Raw genomic sequence first — 15,646 nt, 5'->3', positions numbered from 1 at the left:
CTTCGTCAGCCGGATTATCCGGTGCTTCTGTGAGGCAACTTCTCAAGCTTAGCTCATCCGTTTCCCCGATTGCAAATCGGGGGTTCCGGTCGAACCAGTGTGATCGCCAGGCGCTCCTCGTCCTACCTCGTTTCCCTGGTCCCTCCGGCTCGGCGTTTCCGCCTTGCTCCGGGCCCCGGGTCGGTGTCCGTGTCGCTCTGACTTGGATAAAGTTACGCGGCGTCGAAATAGATGTCAAATCGCCTGGTCACGGTGGGTAAATCGCGACATTCATGTATTAGCCGCGCGCACCGTTTCGGCCCGGAAACCCTCATCCCGCCGAACCCACCCGTTCTACGGCCGCACCGAGCGCCTGCAGCTTTTCTACGAAGGCCGGATATCCGCGGTCGATATGGAATACGTCGTGGACTTCGGTGACCCCGTCGGCGACCAGCCCCGCCAGAACCAAACCGGCGCCGGCACGGATATCGGACGACCACACCGGTGCACTCGACAACCGCGGAATGCCACGGACCACCGCGTGATGCCCATCGGTGCGGGCATCGGCACCCAGACGAATCATCTCCTCGACGAACCGGAACCGGGCCTCGAACACGTTCTCCGTAATCATCGACGTGCCGTCGGCGATCGCGGCCAGACCGATGGCCATCGGCTGCAGGTCCGTGGGGAAGCCGGGGAAAGGCAGGGTCGAGAAGTTCACCGCGCGGGGGCGGTCGGCCTGGACCACCCGGAAACCGTCCTGTTCGAACGAGATACGCGCGCCGGCCGAACGCAGTTTGTCCAGCACCAACGCGAGATGCTGTGGATTGACCCCGGTGACTCGGACATCACCCATGGTCATGGCCGCGGCGATACCCCAGGTCGCGGCGACGATACGGTCGCCGATCACCCGGTGCGTCGTCGGCGAGAGCTGCTTCACGCCCTGAATGGTCAGGACCGAGGTGCCGGCACCCCGGATATGCGCACCCATCTGGGTGAGCATCGTGCACAGGTCGACGATGTCGGGTTCGCGCGCGGCGTTGTCGATCACCGTCTCCCCCTGTGCGAGCACCGCCGCCATCAGGATGTTCTCCGTCGCCCCGACCGACGGGAAATCGAGCCGGATCCGTGCGCCCTGCAGTTCGTCGGCGCGGGCAACCACGCATCCGTGCTCGATCTCGCTCGTCGCCCCGAGCAGACGCAGGCCCGCCTGATGCATATCGAGGGGACGGGATCCGATCGCGTCACCGCCCGGTAGCGCAACCACCGCACGTTTACACCGCGCCATGAGCGGGCCCAGGACACAGACCGACGCACGGAACTGGGTCACCGCCGGGAAATCGGCGTGGTACTTGGGCTCGGCAGGAGTATCGATGGCGACGACATCGCCGGTGATCGTGACATCGCAACCCAGACCGCGCAGAACCTCCGCCATCAAGGGGACGTCCAGAATGTCCGGGCAGTTCGTGATGGTGGTGGTGCCTTCGGTGAGCAGAGCCGCGGCCATGAGTTTCAGGACGCTGTTCTTGGCGCCTCCGACCGAGACCTCACCGACCAGCCGGTTGCCGCCAGTTACCAAAAACCGTTCCATGCCGCCTCTCCGAGTATTCGGCGCACCAGTGGGTGCAAGGATAGAGCGCAGACGTCCGCGCTGGTGTGCCGGTCGCACGATTGCGCCGGGGCCGGTCGCCGGGTTCGACCCGACGGCCCTCTGGTACGACCACCGCTGACGGAACCGGTCCGCCTCAGTGTTCCGACGGGCTGTCGGCCCCCGACGAGGTACCGGAATCCGCGCCCGGCTCGTTACGCCCGGCGGACTCGGCCGATTCGGTGTCCGCGCGCCCGCCACCGGGCTGCCAGAGCACATCACCCTCCGGGTTCGTGTACCGGCTGAGGATGAACAGCAGGTCCGACAGCCGGTTGAGATACTTCGCCGGCAGGACACTCGTATCGCCGGGATGAGCCTGTACGGCGGCCCACGCCGAACGCTCGGCCCGCCGAACGACGGTGCGGGCCGTATGCAGCAGGGCCGCCAGCGGTGTCCCGCCGGGCAGGATGAACGAATGCAGCGGTGCCAGTTCGGCATTGAACTCGTCACACCAGGATTCCAGGCGTTCGATATACGCCTCGGTGATACGCAACGGCGGATACTCCGGATCCGGCACCAGTGGTGTCGACAGATCGGCGCCGGCGTCGAACAGGTCGTTCTGGATACCGCGCAACACCGCGACCAGCTCCGCGCCGGGCGCACCGAGAGCGATCGCGACACCGAGTGCGGCATTCGCCTCGTCGCAATCGGCATAGGCGACCAAGCGGGGATCGGTCTTGGCGACTCGGGAGAAGTCGCTGAGACCGGTGGTCCCGTCGTCGCCGGTTCGGGTGTAGATCCGCGTCAGATGCACGCTCACAGGACCCACCATAAACGCTCGCGGCGTCCCGGACCGGGTTACCGGTGCTGCGTCTATGTGCTGCCGGACACGGCCGTCATCACATCGGGGTGGATCAGTGGCCGCGTAGACGGCGGGCGCGTTCGGAGGGTCGTGATTCGACCCACGACAGAAAGGCGGTCAACGCAGGGCGATCCAGCGCCAGTTCATAGTCGCCGTTGCGGTCCGCGACACCGATCACCGAGATCGCGTCGGTCATGATGTCGTACTCGTCACCCCGTGGGCCGCGGCGATCGCCGATCTCGATACCGCGGCGCCGGATCACCGAATCCGCGCCGGGCTTGAGGCTGGTGAGTTTGTAGAAGACGAGATGATCCTCGTCGTATCGGATGACGCCGTGCCGCCAGCGTTCCCCGCCCCGTGCCGGAAGTATCCGCAGAATGGCCGCCGTCCCCCCACGACGCAGCATCACCAGGCGATATGTGGAGAGGAGGGCCAATGCGACCAGCACTACAACCAGAATGATCGCAATCACCATCCCGGTCTGCAATGCCGCACATCCCTTCGTTCACCCGAGGCGATCGCCGGCTGGGCTCGGCAGATGCACCCGACGTCATTCAACCACGACCCAGTTTACAAACGGCACGCGGATGTCTCGGAAAATGCGATCTCATCGATCCAGGTGGGACAGGGTGACGGTACCCACACGATATCGGCAGGGCCGGGACGAGAATCGGCTCCGGCCGGTGACGGTTGCCCGTCACCGGCCGGAGCCGAAATATTCTCTTGGTCTCCGGATCGGAGATCAGGAAGCCGCGGCCTGTTCGACAGCGCGAACGCGGGCCTGCGCGGCCAGCTGGGCCTCCGGATCGGCCGAACCGTCGGACAGCACCTTGCGTGCCGCGTCGATATCGACCTCCGTGGAGAACTCGGCGGTCTCCGCCAGTACACGCACGGTGTCCGCGGTGACCGAGAAGAATCCGCCGTGCACCGCGGCCACGATCCGATTGCCCTCGGAATCGACGATGGTCACCGTGCCGCCCTCGATCAACTGCCCCAGTAGGGGCTCGTGACCTGGCATGATGCCGATCTGGCCCTCGGTGGTCTGGGCGCTGACGAAGCTCGCCCGGCCCGACCAGAGCCGCCGCTCGACCGCGACGAGATCAACTGACATATCCGCCATGAAGGACTACTTTCCGGCGATCTTCTTCGCGGCCGCCTCGACATCGTCGAGACCACCGCAGCTGTTGAACGCCTGCTCCGGGAAGTGGTCGAATTCGCCCTTGCAGACCCGGTCGAAGTCGTCGATGGTCTGCTCCAGCGGCACGACCGAACCGGGCTGACCGGTGAACTTCTCGGCCACGATGAAGTTCTGGCCGAGGAACTTCTCCAGTCGGCGGGCCCGGCCGACGAGGACCTTGTCCTCCTCGGAGAGCTCGTCCATACCGAGGATGGCGATGATGTCCTGCAGTTCCTTGTACTTCTGCAGGATCCGCTTCACCTCGTTGGCCACCGCGAAGTGCCGGTCGCCGACGATCGAGGCCTCGAGGATACGAGAGGTCGAGGTCAGCGGGTCGACAGCGGGGTAGATACCCTTCTGCGAAATCGGGCGGGAGAGCTCGGTGGTCGCATCGAGGTGAGCGAAGGTGGTCGCCGGCGCCGGGTCGGTGTAGTCGTCGGCGGGGACGTAGATCGCCTGCAGCGAGGTGATCGAACGGCCACGGGTCGAGGTGATCCGCTCCTGCAGCTCGCCCATCTCGTCGGCCAGAGTCGGCTGGTAACCGACGGCGGAGGGCATACGACCCAGCAGGGTCGAAACCTCGGAGCCGGCCTGGGTGAACCGGAAGATGTTGTCGACGAACAGCAGCACGTCCTGGTGCTTCACATCGCGGAAGTACTCCGCCATGGTCAGCGCCGACAGGGCGACGCGCATACGAGTGCCCGGCGGCTCGTCCATCTGGCCGAAGACGAGGGCGGTGTCCTGGAGGACGCCCATCTCTTCCATTTCCAGGTGGAGATCGGTGCCCTCACGGGTGCGCTCACCGACACCGGCGAACACCGAGGTACCCGAGAACTCCCGGGCGATACGGGTGATCATCTCCTGGATCAGAACGGTCTTGCCGACACCGGCACCACCGAACAGACCGATCTTGCCGCCCTTCACGTACGGGGTCAGCAGATCGAGCACCTTGACGCCGGTCTCGAGGATTTCGGTTTTACCTTCGAGCTGGTCGAAGCTCGGCGGCTTGCGGTGGATACCCCACTGCTCGCCGTCGCGGCCGAGGCCGGGGCTGTCGAGGCAGTCACCGAGGGCGTTGAACACGTGCCCCTTGACGACATCGCCGACCGGCACCGAGATCGGCTTGCCGGAGTCACGAACCTCGGCGCCGCGGACCAGGCCGTCGGTGGGCTGCATCGAGATGGTGCGCACGATGTTGTCACCGAGGTGCTGGGCGACCTCGAGGGTCAACGTCTTGGCCACCGACTTCAGGGTGATCTCGGCGGCGAGGGCGTTGAACAGTTCAGGGATGGAACCCCGCGGGAACTCGACGTCCACGACGGGGCCGATGACGCGGACCACGCGGCCACTGGCGGCGCTGGTCCGGCTCGAGTCTTCTCGAGTAACAGCTGCGGTCATTTCTAGGTTCTCTTCCTGCGTCTCAGTCGCGTTCCGAGCTGGCCGCCAGGGCATTCACGCCGCCGACGATTTCGCTGATTTCCTGCGTGATGTTGGCCTGCCGCAACGAGTTGGCCTGCCGGGACAGGGAACTCGCCAATTCATTGGCGTTGTCGGTGGCCGCCTTCATTGCGGTGCGCCGAGCGGCGTGCTCGGATGCCGCTGCGTCGAGCAACGACGCGTAGATCCGCGTATTGATGTACTTGGGCAGCAGCGCCGCCAGCAGCACATCGGCGTCGGGCTCGAATTCGTACTGCGCGCTCACCTCGGCCGTGGGCGAATCGGACAACATATCCGCGCCCAGGTCGAAGTTCTCGTCGACGAAGGAGATCTGGATCGGCGCCATCCGGCGCACCTCCGGCGTCTGCGACAGCATGCTCACGAACCGGGTGTAGACGATATGGAGTTCATCCACGCCCGCGATCGAACCGGTACCGTCCGGCGCCGGAACCTCGCCCGCGGACCCGGCCATGAAGCTGTCGACCAGGTGGTTACAGGCCGCCGAAGCATCCGGGTAGCCCGGCTGCTGGGAGAACCCGGTCCACGCGGCAACCGGCCGGCGGTCACGGAAGGTGTAGTACGTCAGGCCCTTGTTGCCCATGACGTAGAGCACCGGTTCCTTGCCCTCTTCGCGCAGGGTGGTCATCAGCTCCTCGGCCCGTTTGAGCACATTGGAGTTGTAACCACCGCACTGGCCGCTGTCACTGGTGATCACCAGCACCGCGGCACGCTTGGGATCGGGACGCTCGGTGAGCAGCGGGTGCGTCAGATTCTTCGACGCACTCGCCAGCTCCGCGACCACCTTGGTGATCTCCTCGGAGTACGGCTTGGCGGCCGCCACCCGAGCCTGGGCCTTGGTGATACGCGAGGTCGCGATCAGTTCCTGGGCCTTGGTGATCTTCTTGATCGAGTTGATTCCACGAATACGGGAGCGCAGCTCGCGCAAGGTAGCCATCGGCGGTTCACACTCCCTTCGTTCGCGGCGTTACAGGAAAACAGCGCATGGTTCGCCCGGTCTACTTCTCGACGTGCTTACGGGTGACCGACAGCGACTCGACCTCTTCGTGAGCCAATTCGCCGGCTTCGGCTTCGTTCACCACGCGGCTGCCGTCGGACGCCAGGAAGCCCTGCTTGAACTTGTCGGTGGCCGTCTTGATCTGCTCGGCGGCCTCGTCCTGAAGGACCTTGCCACCGGCGATGCTCGCGAAGGCATCGGCCGCGTTGGCGTGCAGATCCTCGAGCAGCTCGACGTTGAACCGGCGGATATCGGCCACCGGTACCGAGTCGTAGTAGCCGGCGTCGACCAGGTAGATCGAGACGATCTGATCCTCGACCGCGATCGGCGAGTACTGGTCCTGCTTGAGCAGCTCGACCCAGCGGGCACCGCGCTCGAGCTGGGCCAGCGACGCGGCATCCAGGTCGGAAGCGAAGGCGGAGAACGCCTCCAGTTCGCGGTACTGGGCCATTTCCAGACGCAGCGAACCGGCGACCTTCTTCATACCCTTGGTCTGCGCGGCGCCACCGACACGGGAGACCGAGGTACCGACGTTGATCGCCGGGCGGACGCCCTTGTTGAACAGGTCGGACTCAAGGAAGACCTGACCGTCGGTGATGGAGATGACGTTGGTCGGGATGAAGGCCGAGATGTCGTTGGCCTTGGTCTCGATGATCGGCAGACCGGTCATCGAACCGCCGCCCATCTCGTCGGAGAGCTTGGCGCAACGCTCCAGCAGACGCGAGTGCAGGTAGAAGACGTCACCCGGGTAGGCCTCGCGGCCCGGCGGGCGGCGCAGCAGCAGCGAAATGGCGCGGTAGGCCTCGGCCTGCTTGGTCAGATCGTCGAACACGATCAGGACGTGCTTACCCTCGTACATCCAGTGCTGGCCGATGGCCGAACCGGTGTAGGGGGCCAGCCACTTGAAACCGGCGGAATCGGAGGCCGGGGCCGCCACGATGGTGGTGTACTCCAGCGCGCCGTGCTCCTCGAGGGCGGTTTTGACGCCCGCGATGGTGGAGCCCTTCTGGCCGATCGCCACGTAGATGCAGCGCACCTGCTTGGCCGGATCGCCCGACTCCCAGTTGGCCTTCTGGTTCAGGATCGTATCGATGCAGACCGCGGTCTTACCGGTCTTGCGGTCGCCGATGATCAGCTGACGCTGCCCCCGCCCGATGGCGGTCAGCGCGTCGATCGCGGTCATACCGGTGGCCATCGGCTCCTCGACCGGCTGCCGCTCCAGCACGGTGGCGGCCTGCAGTTCGAGCACGCGCCGGTTGTTGGACTCGATCTCGCCCAGACCGTCGATCGGCTGGCCGAGCGGGTTCACCACGCGGCCGAGGAAGTTGTCGCCGACCGGGACCGAGAGCACATCGCCGGTGCGGCGCACCTGCTGGCCCTCTTCGATCTCGGCGTACTCGCCGAGGATGACGGCACCGATTTCGCGGTCCTCGAGGTTCAGCGCCACACCGAGCACGCCACCCGGGAATTCGAGCAGCTCGTTGGCCATGGCCGAAGGCAGGCCGCTGATATGCGCGATGCCGTCACTGGTATCGGTGACAACACCGACTTCCTCGATGGAGGTTTCCGGGGTGTAGCTCTGGGTGTAGCTTTCGATCGCGCTACGGATCTCGTCGGAGGAGATCGTCAGCTCCGCCATGTTCTTCCTGCTCTCGGTCTCTGGTCTGGAATGTCGGGGGGTGTGGTGCGGCCGGGGCGCCGGGGTTACCCGGTGGCGTACCGCTAGGTCAGCGAGCGGCGCAGCCGTTCCAGTCGGCCGATCGCACTTCCGTCGATCACATCGTCACCGATGCGTACGACGAGCCCGCTCAACAGCCCGGGATCGACTTCGATATGCACGGTGACGGCCTTGCCGTAGATGCGGCCCAGCGCGCCGGCCAGCCGCTCCCGCTGGGGATCGGTGAGCTCGATCGCCGACCGCACATGGGCGACGACCTGCTGCCGCCGGGCCGCGGCCAGATCGGACAGTTCGTCGAAGGCCGGACCGATACCGGAACTCTGGCGAGTCACCACCTGTTCGGCCAAGGCCTGGGTGACGGTCTCGGTCTTGCCGGACAACAGTCGCCCCAGCAGTTCCCGTTTGGCCGCCGGGGAGCCGGCACGATCGGACAGCGCCCGCTCGAGCTCCGGGTTGTCGTTGATGATCCGGCCGAGCCGGAACAGCTCGTCCTCGACCGCGGTCATCCGGCCCTGTTCGGACGCTGATTCCAGCAGCGCCAGCTGCCCGAGCAGGACCAGGGTGTCGACCAGGTCACGGGCACGGGACCAATTCTGGGCCACCGCGTTGGTCAGCACCGCCTGCGTGGCAGCGCTGACCCGGCTCCCGAAGACCCGCTCACTCAGTTCGGCACGGGCCGAGCCGGGCACCGACACGTCCGCGAGCGCCACACGCAGCGGACGCTGGTCGTCCAGTACGTCGACAACGGCGAACAGTTCGGACCCCGTCGTGGCCGCGACACCGTTACTTCCGGTCAGCGCGGCCCGAAGAGCCTCCTTGGACCGGGAGCTGGCCTCACGGCTTGCTGCGTACATGGTTCTCACGCCTCCGTCGTTACCTTCCGACCCCGATACCGGCATCCGACCGATCGATCTCATCGAGGAATCGATCGATCGTCGCGGCCTGCTTGGCCTCGTCCGATACCGACTGCCCGATGACCTTCTCGGCCAGATCCACCGCGGTGCGGCCGACCTCGGCGCGCAGCTCGGTCAGGATCTGCTGACGCTGGGCTTCCAACTGGGTGTGCCCGGCCGCGACGATACGGTCGCTCTCGGCCTGGGCGTCGACCTTCATCTGGGCGAGGATCTGCTGGCCCTGTGTGCGGGCGTCTTCGCGGATCTTCGCGGCTTCCAGGCGGGCGTCGGCCAGCTGCTTCTGGTACTGCTGCAGCGTCTCCTGGGCTTCGGTCTGTGCCGCCTCCGCCCGTTCGATGCCACCCTCGATCTTGTCGGCGCGCTCGTCCAGCACCTTCATCAGGCGCGGAACGGCGTACTTGTAGACCACGAAGGCGATAATCGCCACGCAGACCGCCGACCAGACGATGTCGTACGTCGCGGGGATGAGAGGATTCACATCCTCTCCCTCTTCCGCTGCGAGCAGAATGAACTCGTTCATCGGAATCAGAAGATGAAGCCGGCGACGAGACCGATCAGTGCCAGGGCTTCGGTGAACGCGATGCCGAGGAACATGTTGGTCCGGATGGTGCCCTGGAGCTCGGGCTGGCGGGCGATGCCTTCGATCGCCTTACCGACGACGATACCGACGCCGATGCCCGGGCCGATGGCGGCCAGGCCGTAGCCGACAGCGCCGAGGCCCTTCAGCGTGGATTCGTTGGTGGCAGCTTCCTGGGCCAAGTACGAGAGGCTCATGAGTCTTCCATTCCCTTTCTGTTGCTCACCCGCCGGTCGGCGCGGTGCAGCAGGTTCTTATCGATAGTTCCGGTCGGTCAGTGATCGTCGGCGTGCTGGGCAAGGCTGATGTATACGGCGGTCAGCAACGCGAACACATAGGCCTGCAGGAAGATGACCAGCAGTTCGAAGAGGGTGAAGGCGAGCCCGCCCAGCAGCGAGAAGGGCGAGAAGATCTTCATCCAGTTGTCCGCGTCGAAGAGGAAGAACTGGGTCGCGCTGAAGAACAGCACCAGCATGATGTGACCGGCGAGCATATTCGCCATGAGTCGGACGGTCAGCGTGAACGGGCGCAGGATGAAGGTCGAGACGAACTCGATCGGAATGAGCAGGACGTGCATGGCCGGCGGAACATTCGGAACGACGACACTGCTGCGCATATAGGTCAAGAAGCCGTACTTCTTGATGCCCACATAGTTGAACGCGATATACGCGATCGCTGCCAGTACCAGCGGCATGCCGATACGCGCGTTCGACGAGATGTTCAGACCGGGAATCACACCCGAGAAGTTCAGGAACAGAACCGTGAAGAAGATCGTCGCGATCAGCGGGAAGAACTTGCGGCCTGATTCCTTGCCGAGAATCTCCTCGCAGATCTGCTCTTTGACGAAGACCATCCCCATTTCGCCGATGCTCTGCAGTTTCTTCGGCACCAGACGCGGGCTGCGGAAAGCCAGGAACAGGAAGGCGACCAGCACGGCGGTCATCAGAATCCGGACCAGCATGAGCCGATCGAGTTCGATGGGAGTCCCCTCGAACAGCACCGCCGGAGGGAAGAAGTCGGTTAGCGACGGCGCGTGAAACTCCGCGGCCAAGGTGGTGACGCTCAGCGTTCTCTCCCGTGTTCGGGCCGCGGGATGTTTTCGTTCCCGCGGTTCGATCGGACATTGACGATCAATGTGGTCGACTGAGGTCGGCTCGAAGTTCGTCAGCAGCTGTAGCGGGAGATCCGCGCTGGCGTCTGTACGTGTGTCGGCGACATCGTCGACATGCAGAACCGAGCTCTGTACAAGCCCGGCACGGCAGTAGCATAGCGGCAGCTCGCAATGCCTGGTCGGCACCCCTTACTGAGTCGCTTGCTTACCAAGACTTTACCAAGAGATCTACGACAACGTGTAGCGGGGGCGATGTTATCTACGACAGGTTGTCGTTGAGGCCGGTCAGGCCGTTTCGGAATCGCCGCCCGGACCCTGGTCAGGGAGGTTGACAATGGGAACCTTGGTGCGCAATACACCGTAAGTCTCCGCGCCCAGCACGATGATCAGCGCACCCACGACGGTCAGGAACAATGCGACCCGATCGTAGAACTCGAATTGCTGCAGAACAGCGATAACTATCAGCGCGACCAGCAGCTTTCCGACCCAACTGGCGAGCATTACCATCCCGGCCGTAGTGGGCGGCAATTTGGCGCCGAGCAACACGACCGCGGCCGTGGTCAGGATGAAACCCCCGCCGATCGCCGCACCCAGCAGCGCGCCCCACAGCCCGGCAACGCCGGCAATCAGGGTCGCGACCACCACGGCGAGCACGGTCAGCACCACCAGACCGATCAGTCCGTACCGCAGGGCGGCCTTCAGCGGCGCGTCTTGGTGATCGGAGGTACCGGAACTGGCAGAGCTGGTGGACACAGACCGCACTCTACCCGGGCCCCGTAGCCGACCCTGCCGCGTCCCGCCGGGCCTGCCGGCGCCACAATCCCGGAACAGCCGTCACGACCAGCGCGAACAGGAAGCCGGCGGCCATCAGCACCACGACCACCCGCCGGTCCATCACCGAGGTGCCCACCGCACCGAAGGCAAGGATGCCGACCCACAGATAGATGACCAGCACCACCCGGCGCTGCGAATGACCGATCTGCAACAGCCGGTGATGCAGATGCATTTTGTCCGGCGTCGAGAAGCTGACCCCCGCCCGCACCCGGCGCACGATCGCCAGCAGCAGATCCAGTACCGGGATGAACATCACCGCACCCACCAGCAGCAGCGGCGAGAGCAGGCCGACGATATCGCGCGGCCCGTACCCCTGCAGCGGGATACGGCCGGACGCGCTGGTGGATACGGCGGCCAGCACCAGCCCGATCAGCATGGACCCGGAATCGCCCATGAAGATCCGGGCGGGCGAGAAATTGTGCGGCAGGAAACCCAGGCAGGCGCCCGCCATCGCGGCCGCCAGCAGCGCGGGCGGATAACTGTCCACGGACCCGCCCTGTTCGGTGAGCAGACCGATCGCGAACGCGAACACCGCCACCGAGGCGATCAAGCCCAGCCCGGCGGCCAAACCGTCCAGACCGTCCACGAAGTTCATGGCGTTGATCAACGTCACCGCCACTGCCACCGTCACCAACCCCCCCTGCAGGCCGTCCAGCACGACGGTGGAGTTGTTGAACGGGTCGTAGATCAGGTACCAGCCCAGGCCCATCACCGCCATCACCCCCGCGGCGGTGACCTGACCGGCGAATTTGGTGAGTGCGTCGAGACCCCAGCGGTCGTCGACGATCCCGACCGCCACGATGATCGTCGCTGCCACCAGTACCGCCGCGATATCGGGCCGGTAGTCGAACCCGCGCCGCAGCGCGGGCAGCTGGTGGGCGAACAACACGGCCGCCACCACCCCGATGTACATCCCGACCCCACCCATCCGGGGAATCGGCTTCACATGCACATCACGGTCACGCGGAATGGCCACCGCGCCGAACCCGATGGCCAGTGTCCGGATCCCGCCGGTGGCCAAGAAGGTGACCACCGCCGAGATCAACAGGACCAGCAGGAGTTCGCGCAGCGGGACAACCGCACCGGACCCGGTCATCGCACCGACCACCCCGTCACCGTGGGTACTGCCTCCGCACAGCTCGCAACACTCACTGCGCGACGGATCCGATCAACGCCTCGGGTGTGGTTCCGAGCACTTCGGCGACGGCCTCGGTGGACACGGCGCCCGCCCGCAGAATGCGCGGCTGATCACCCGTCAGGTCCACGATGGTCGAGGCGGTGGCATGCTGCGCCGGCCCGCCGTCGAGATAGACACCCACCAGAGAACCGAGCTGGTCACGCGCCTGGGTGACGTTATCGGCCGCGGGGCGACCGGAGATATTGGCACTGGACACGGCCAGCGGCCCGACCTCCTGCAGCAGTTCCAGGGCCACCGGATGCAACGGCATCCGCAACATCACGGTGCCGCGCGCGTCTCCCAGATCCCATGCCAGCGACGGCGCCTGCTGCACCACGATGCTCAAACCACCCGGCCAGAACGCCCGGATCAGATCGCGCGCCTGCGGCCGCACCGAGAAAACCAGGCCGTCGATGGTGTTCCATGACCCCACCAGCACCGGCACCGGCATATCGCGACCCCGCCCCTTGGCCGCCAGCAGCGAGGCCACGGACGCCGAATCGAAGGCGTCGGCGGCGAGACCGTAGACCGTATCGGTAGGCACCACGACCAGCCGCCCCGATTTCAGAGCACTGGTGGCCGCGGACAGGCCGGCGGCACGCGAATCGGGGTCGGCGCAGTCGTAGACGGTACTCACGGCGACAATCGTATTGCGCTACCCCCGGCGGCGCCGGTTTCGGCCCCCTCTACCCCTCGCCGCCGGGTCCGCCCCTCTGTCGCGCACCGCCGTGCTGCGGCCGGTTCAGCCACGCCGACCGGTATCCGCTGCCAGGACGACGGGCCTCCGCGGCAGTATCGGGCCCCGGATCCCACTGGGCACTTGTGCGCGCCGGGCCGTCGCTCCCCCGGACACCCGACGATGGCACCCACCTCGAGCCACCCCGATATTTCGGCGTACACCGCCGCAAGCCCATTGCGGGGCGCCGAGCCGGGGCCGAGAGCCGAGCGCGCTGCCGAACTCCGACCCGATCAGTGGTGGCAGCGGGTGCGGCCGAAGACCGAGAACGACAACGGCTTGCCCTCTCGAGCGGATACCCGGCAGCTCATGTAGGGGTCGCCGACGATATAGCGGCTACGAAGCGCGGTTTGCCGGCGAGGTCGGGATGTTCGGCAATTTCTGCGAATCGGCCGTCGGCCGCCAGCAAGCGGGCCAGTTCACCGCCGTTGCTGTCGTCGTGTTCGATCGCCACACCGCCGCCCGGACGCAGCAGCCGGCCGATGAGCGGCACCATCGGCCGGATCACATCCAGCCCGTCGAGGCCTCCGAACAGTGCGCGGTGCGGATCGTGTTCGGCCACCTCGGGTGACAACTGCGCGCCTTCCGGGATATAGGGCGGGTTGGCGACGACGATATCCACCCGGCCGTTCAGCTCGGTGAGCAAATCCGGCTCGGTGACATCGGCGTGGTGCAGGGTGATCGGTGTATCACCGGCCGCGCTGTGCAGGCCGGCGTTCCGCCGGGCCCAGTGCAAGGCGTCCGGGTCCAGCTCCACCGCATGGACCTCGGCGTCCGGGCGGGCGTGTGCGATCGCCAGCGCCAGGGCGCCCGAGCCCGTGCACAGATCCACCACGATCGCAGTGTGGTCGTGCCGGACCGCTTCCAGCCGGGCCAGCGCCCAGGCGAACAGCAACTCCGTTTCCGGACGGGGTACGAACACTCCGGGCCCCACCTGGAGATCGATCTCACCCATGGATGATTGCCCCGTCAGATGCTGCAGCGGTACTCGCTCGGCCCGGCGGGCCACCAGTGCACGGTAGGTGTCGAGTTGTTCGGGATCGATCAACGGCGCGAGCAACAGCCGTCCGCGTTCCACCCCCAGCACATGCGCGGCAAGATGTTCGGCATCGGCGCGCGGGCTCGCCACGCCGGCCGTCCGGAGGGTTTCGATCGCCTCGACAAGCACGGGGCGCAACTGCACACGGGTCACTGTGCTTATTTTGCGCCGGCTCCGGCAGCGCGGGGTTTCGGCCCCCATGGTCCGCTCAGGGCCTCGCTGACTCGGCACCGCCGCGGGTTCCGTTGTGTTCGGACGGGCACGAACTGGCGGGCTTCGCCTACGACGGTGCCGGCCGATTGTGCGGGTCCGGAAATCGCACACTGCCCGAACGCCGATGCAGCTCGATGCAGTGCCCGCCCCGGGCCCGCGCCGCGGTCCGGGGCGGACCCATTCGACAACAGCTCCGAGGGATCGAGCGAGCTATTCGGCTGCCATCCGGGCAGTGCGGTCGGCGGTTCCGAGGGCGTCCAGGAGGGCGTCCATATCGCCGTTGAGCACGGCGTCGAGATTGTGCGCCTTGTAACCGATGCGGTGGTCGGCGATGCGGTTCTCGGGAAAGTTGTAGGTGCGGATCCGTTCCGAACGGTCGACGGTGCGGATCTGGCTCGCCCGGCCCTCGGCGGCTTCCTGTTCGGCCTGCTCTTCGGCCAGCGCCTGCAGCCGCGCGGCCAGGACCTGCATGGCGCGGGCCTTGTTCTGCAACTGGGAGCGTTCGTTCTGGCAGGTGACGACGATACCGGTGGGCAGATGGGTGATCCGGACCGCCGAATCGGTGGTATTCACGCCCTGGCCACCTTTGCCGGACGAGCGGTAGACGTCGATACGCAGATCGTTCTCGTCGATCTGCACCTCTTCCACCTCGTCGGGTTCGGGGTAGATGAGTACGCCGGCCGCGGACGTATGCACCCGGCCCTGCGATTCGGTCACCGGTACCCGCTGGACCCGATGTACCCCGCCCTCGAATTTGAACCGCGACCACACTCCGTCGCGCGCGGCATCACGGCTCTTGATCGACAGCGTCGCTTCCTTGTAGCCACCCAGATCGGAGAACGCCGCGTCCAGCACCTCCACCTTCCAGCCGCGGCGTTCGGCGTAACGGATGTACATACGGGCGAGGTCGGCGGCGAAAAGCGCCGATTCCTCGCCGCCCTCACCGGATTTCACCTCCAGCACCACATCGTCACCGTCGTGCGGATCCCGCGGCGCCAGTAGATCGGCGAGCTGATTCTCCAGCTCTTCGAGCTGTTCCTCCAGCCCGGGCACCTCCGCCGCGAACGAAGGATCGTCGGCGGCCAGTTCCCGTGCCGCCTCCAGATCGTCTCGAGTCGCGGCGAGCTTCTTGTACGTCGTCATCACCGGTGCGAGTTCGGCGAACCGCTTCCCGACCCGCCGGGCCGCCCCGGGATCGTTGTGCAGCGCGGGATCAGCCAGCCGGCTCTCCAGCCCGGCGTATTCGGCCAGCACATCGTCGATCGCCGACGGTGCGGTCTTCTCGGCCATTACAGGTCTCCTACCACGC

16 protein-coding genes are annotated in these 15,646 nt (G+C 65.9%); all 16 read right to left on the bottom strand.

Annotation, left to right across the window (positions count from 1 at the left end; translation table 11 throughout):
- Positions 1–310: 310 nt before the first annotated feature.
- Positions 311–1,570 carry a UDP-N-acetylglucosamine 1-carboxyvinyltransferase gene (gene murA, locus ON22_RS05295; protein ID WP_033247474.1) on the bottom strand — a complete coding sequence of 420 codons (1,260 nt, stop codon included), beginning with the start codon at positions 1,568–1,570 and terminating at the stop codon, positions 311–313.
- Between the two features lie 154 nt (positions 1,571–1,724).
- Positions 1,725–2,387, bottom strand: coding sequence for a cob(I)yrinic acid a,c-diamide adenosyltransferase (locus ON22_RS05290; protein WP_081595350.1), 663 nt, complete (start codon positions 2,385–2,387; stop codon positions 1,725–1,727).
- Positions 2,388–2,481: 94 nt separating this feature from the next.
- On the bottom strand, positions 2,482–2,904 hold the full coding sequence (locus ON22_RS05285; protein WP_033247475.1) for a DUF2550 domain-containing protein: 423 nt from the start codon (positions 2,902–2,904) through the stop codon (positions 2,482–2,484).
- A 267-nt stretch (positions 2,905–3,171) separates the two neighbouring features.
- Positions 3,172–3,549, bottom strand: a complete 378-nt coding sequence (locus tag ON22_RS05280) for a F0F1 ATP synthase subunit epsilon (protein WP_033247476.1) — start codon at positions 3,547–3,549, stop codon at positions 3,172–3,174.
- A gap of 6 nt (positions 3,550–3,555) precedes the next feature.
- Entirely contained in the window at positions 3,556–5,004 is a 1,449-nt protein-coding gene (atpD, locus tag ON22_RS05275; protein ID WP_033247477.1) for a F0F1 ATP synthase subunit beta, read from the bottom strand.
- Positions 5,005–5,026: 22 nt separating this feature from the next.
- The gene (locus ON22_RS05270; RefSeq protein ID WP_033247478.1) at positions 5,027–5,998 is read right to left on the bottom strand and encodes a F0F1 ATP synthase subunit gamma; all 972 of its coding nucleotides are present in this window, start codon (positions 5,996–5,998) and stop codon (positions 5,027–5,029) included.
- A gap of 61 nt (positions 5,999–6,059) precedes the next feature.
- Positions 6,060–7,697, bottom strand: coding sequence for a F0F1 ATP synthase subunit alpha (gene atpA, locus ON22_RS05265; RefSeq protein ID WP_033247479.1), 1,638 nt, complete (start codon positions 7,695–7,697; stop codon positions 6,060–6,062).
- 83 nt (positions 7,698–7,780) lie between these two features.
- Positions 7,781–8,590: a F0F1 ATP synthase subunit delta gene (locus tag ON22_RS05260; protein ID WP_033247528.1), complete on the bottom strand. Its 810-nt coding sequence runs from the start codon at positions 8,588–8,590 to the stop codon at positions 7,781–7,783.
- 19 nt (positions 8,591–8,609) lie between these two features.
- Positions 8,610–9,170, bottom strand: coding sequence for a F0F1 ATP synthase subunit B (locus ON22_RS05255; protein WP_033247480.1), 561 nt, complete (start codon positions 9,168–9,170; stop codon positions 8,610–8,612).
- Between the two features lie 5 nt (positions 9,171–9,175).
- Positions 9,176–9,424 carry an ATP synthase F0 subunit C gene (locus ON22_RS05250; protein ID WP_033247481.1) on the bottom strand — a complete coding sequence of 83 codons (249 nt, stop codon included), beginning with the start codon at positions 9,422–9,424 and terminating at the stop codon, positions 9,176–9,178.
- 77 nt (positions 9,425–9,501) lie between these two features.
- Positions 9,502–10,278, bottom strand: coding sequence for a F0F1 ATP synthase subunit A (gene atpB, locus ON22_RS05245; protein ID WP_033247529.1), 777 nt, complete (start codon positions 10,276–10,278; stop codon positions 9,502–9,504).
- Positions 10,279–10,623: 345 nt separating this feature from the next.
- On the bottom strand, positions 10,624–11,091 hold the full coding sequence (locus ON22_RS05240; RefSeq protein ID WP_033247530.1) for a Cg1360 family ATP-synthase-associated protein: 468 nt from the start codon (positions 11,089–11,091) through the stop codon (positions 10,624–10,626).
- Between the two features lie 10 nt (positions 11,092–11,101).
- Positions 11,102–12,268: an MraY family glycosyltransferase gene (locus ON22_RS05235; protein ID WP_051157182.1), complete on the bottom strand. Its 1,167-nt coding sequence runs from the start codon at positions 12,266–12,268 to the stop codon at positions 11,102–11,104.
- A gap of 52 nt (positions 12,269–12,320) precedes the next feature.
- Positions 12,321–12,986: an L-threonylcarbamoyladenylate synthase gene (locus ON22_RS05230; RefSeq protein WP_033247483.1), complete on the bottom strand. Its 666-nt coding sequence runs from the start codon at positions 12,984–12,986 to the stop codon at positions 12,321–12,323.
- A gap of 406 nt (positions 12,987–13,392) precedes the next feature.
- Positions 13,393–14,277 carry a peptide chain release factor N(5)-glutamine methyltransferase gene (gene prmC / locus ON22_RS05225; protein WP_174375555.1) on the bottom strand — a complete coding sequence of 295 codons (885 nt, stop codon included), beginning with the start codon at positions 14,275–14,277 and terminating at the stop codon, positions 13,393–13,395.
- Positions 14,278–14,547: 270 nt separating this feature from the next.
- Entirely contained in the window at positions 14,548–15,627 is a 1,080-nt protein-coding gene (prfA, locus tag ON22_RS05220) for a peptide chain release factor 1 (protein WP_033247484.1), read from the bottom strand.
- Positions 15,628–15,646: the final 19 nt, after the last annotated feature.

The organism is Nocardia carnea NBRC 14403 (assembly GCF_000308515.1).
GTDB classification, from domain to species: domain Bacteria; phylum Actinomycetota; class Actinomycetes; order Mycobacteriales; family Mycobacteriaceae; genus Nocardia; species Nocardia carnea.
This window is presented reverse-complemented; position numbering and strand designations above follow the sequence as displayed.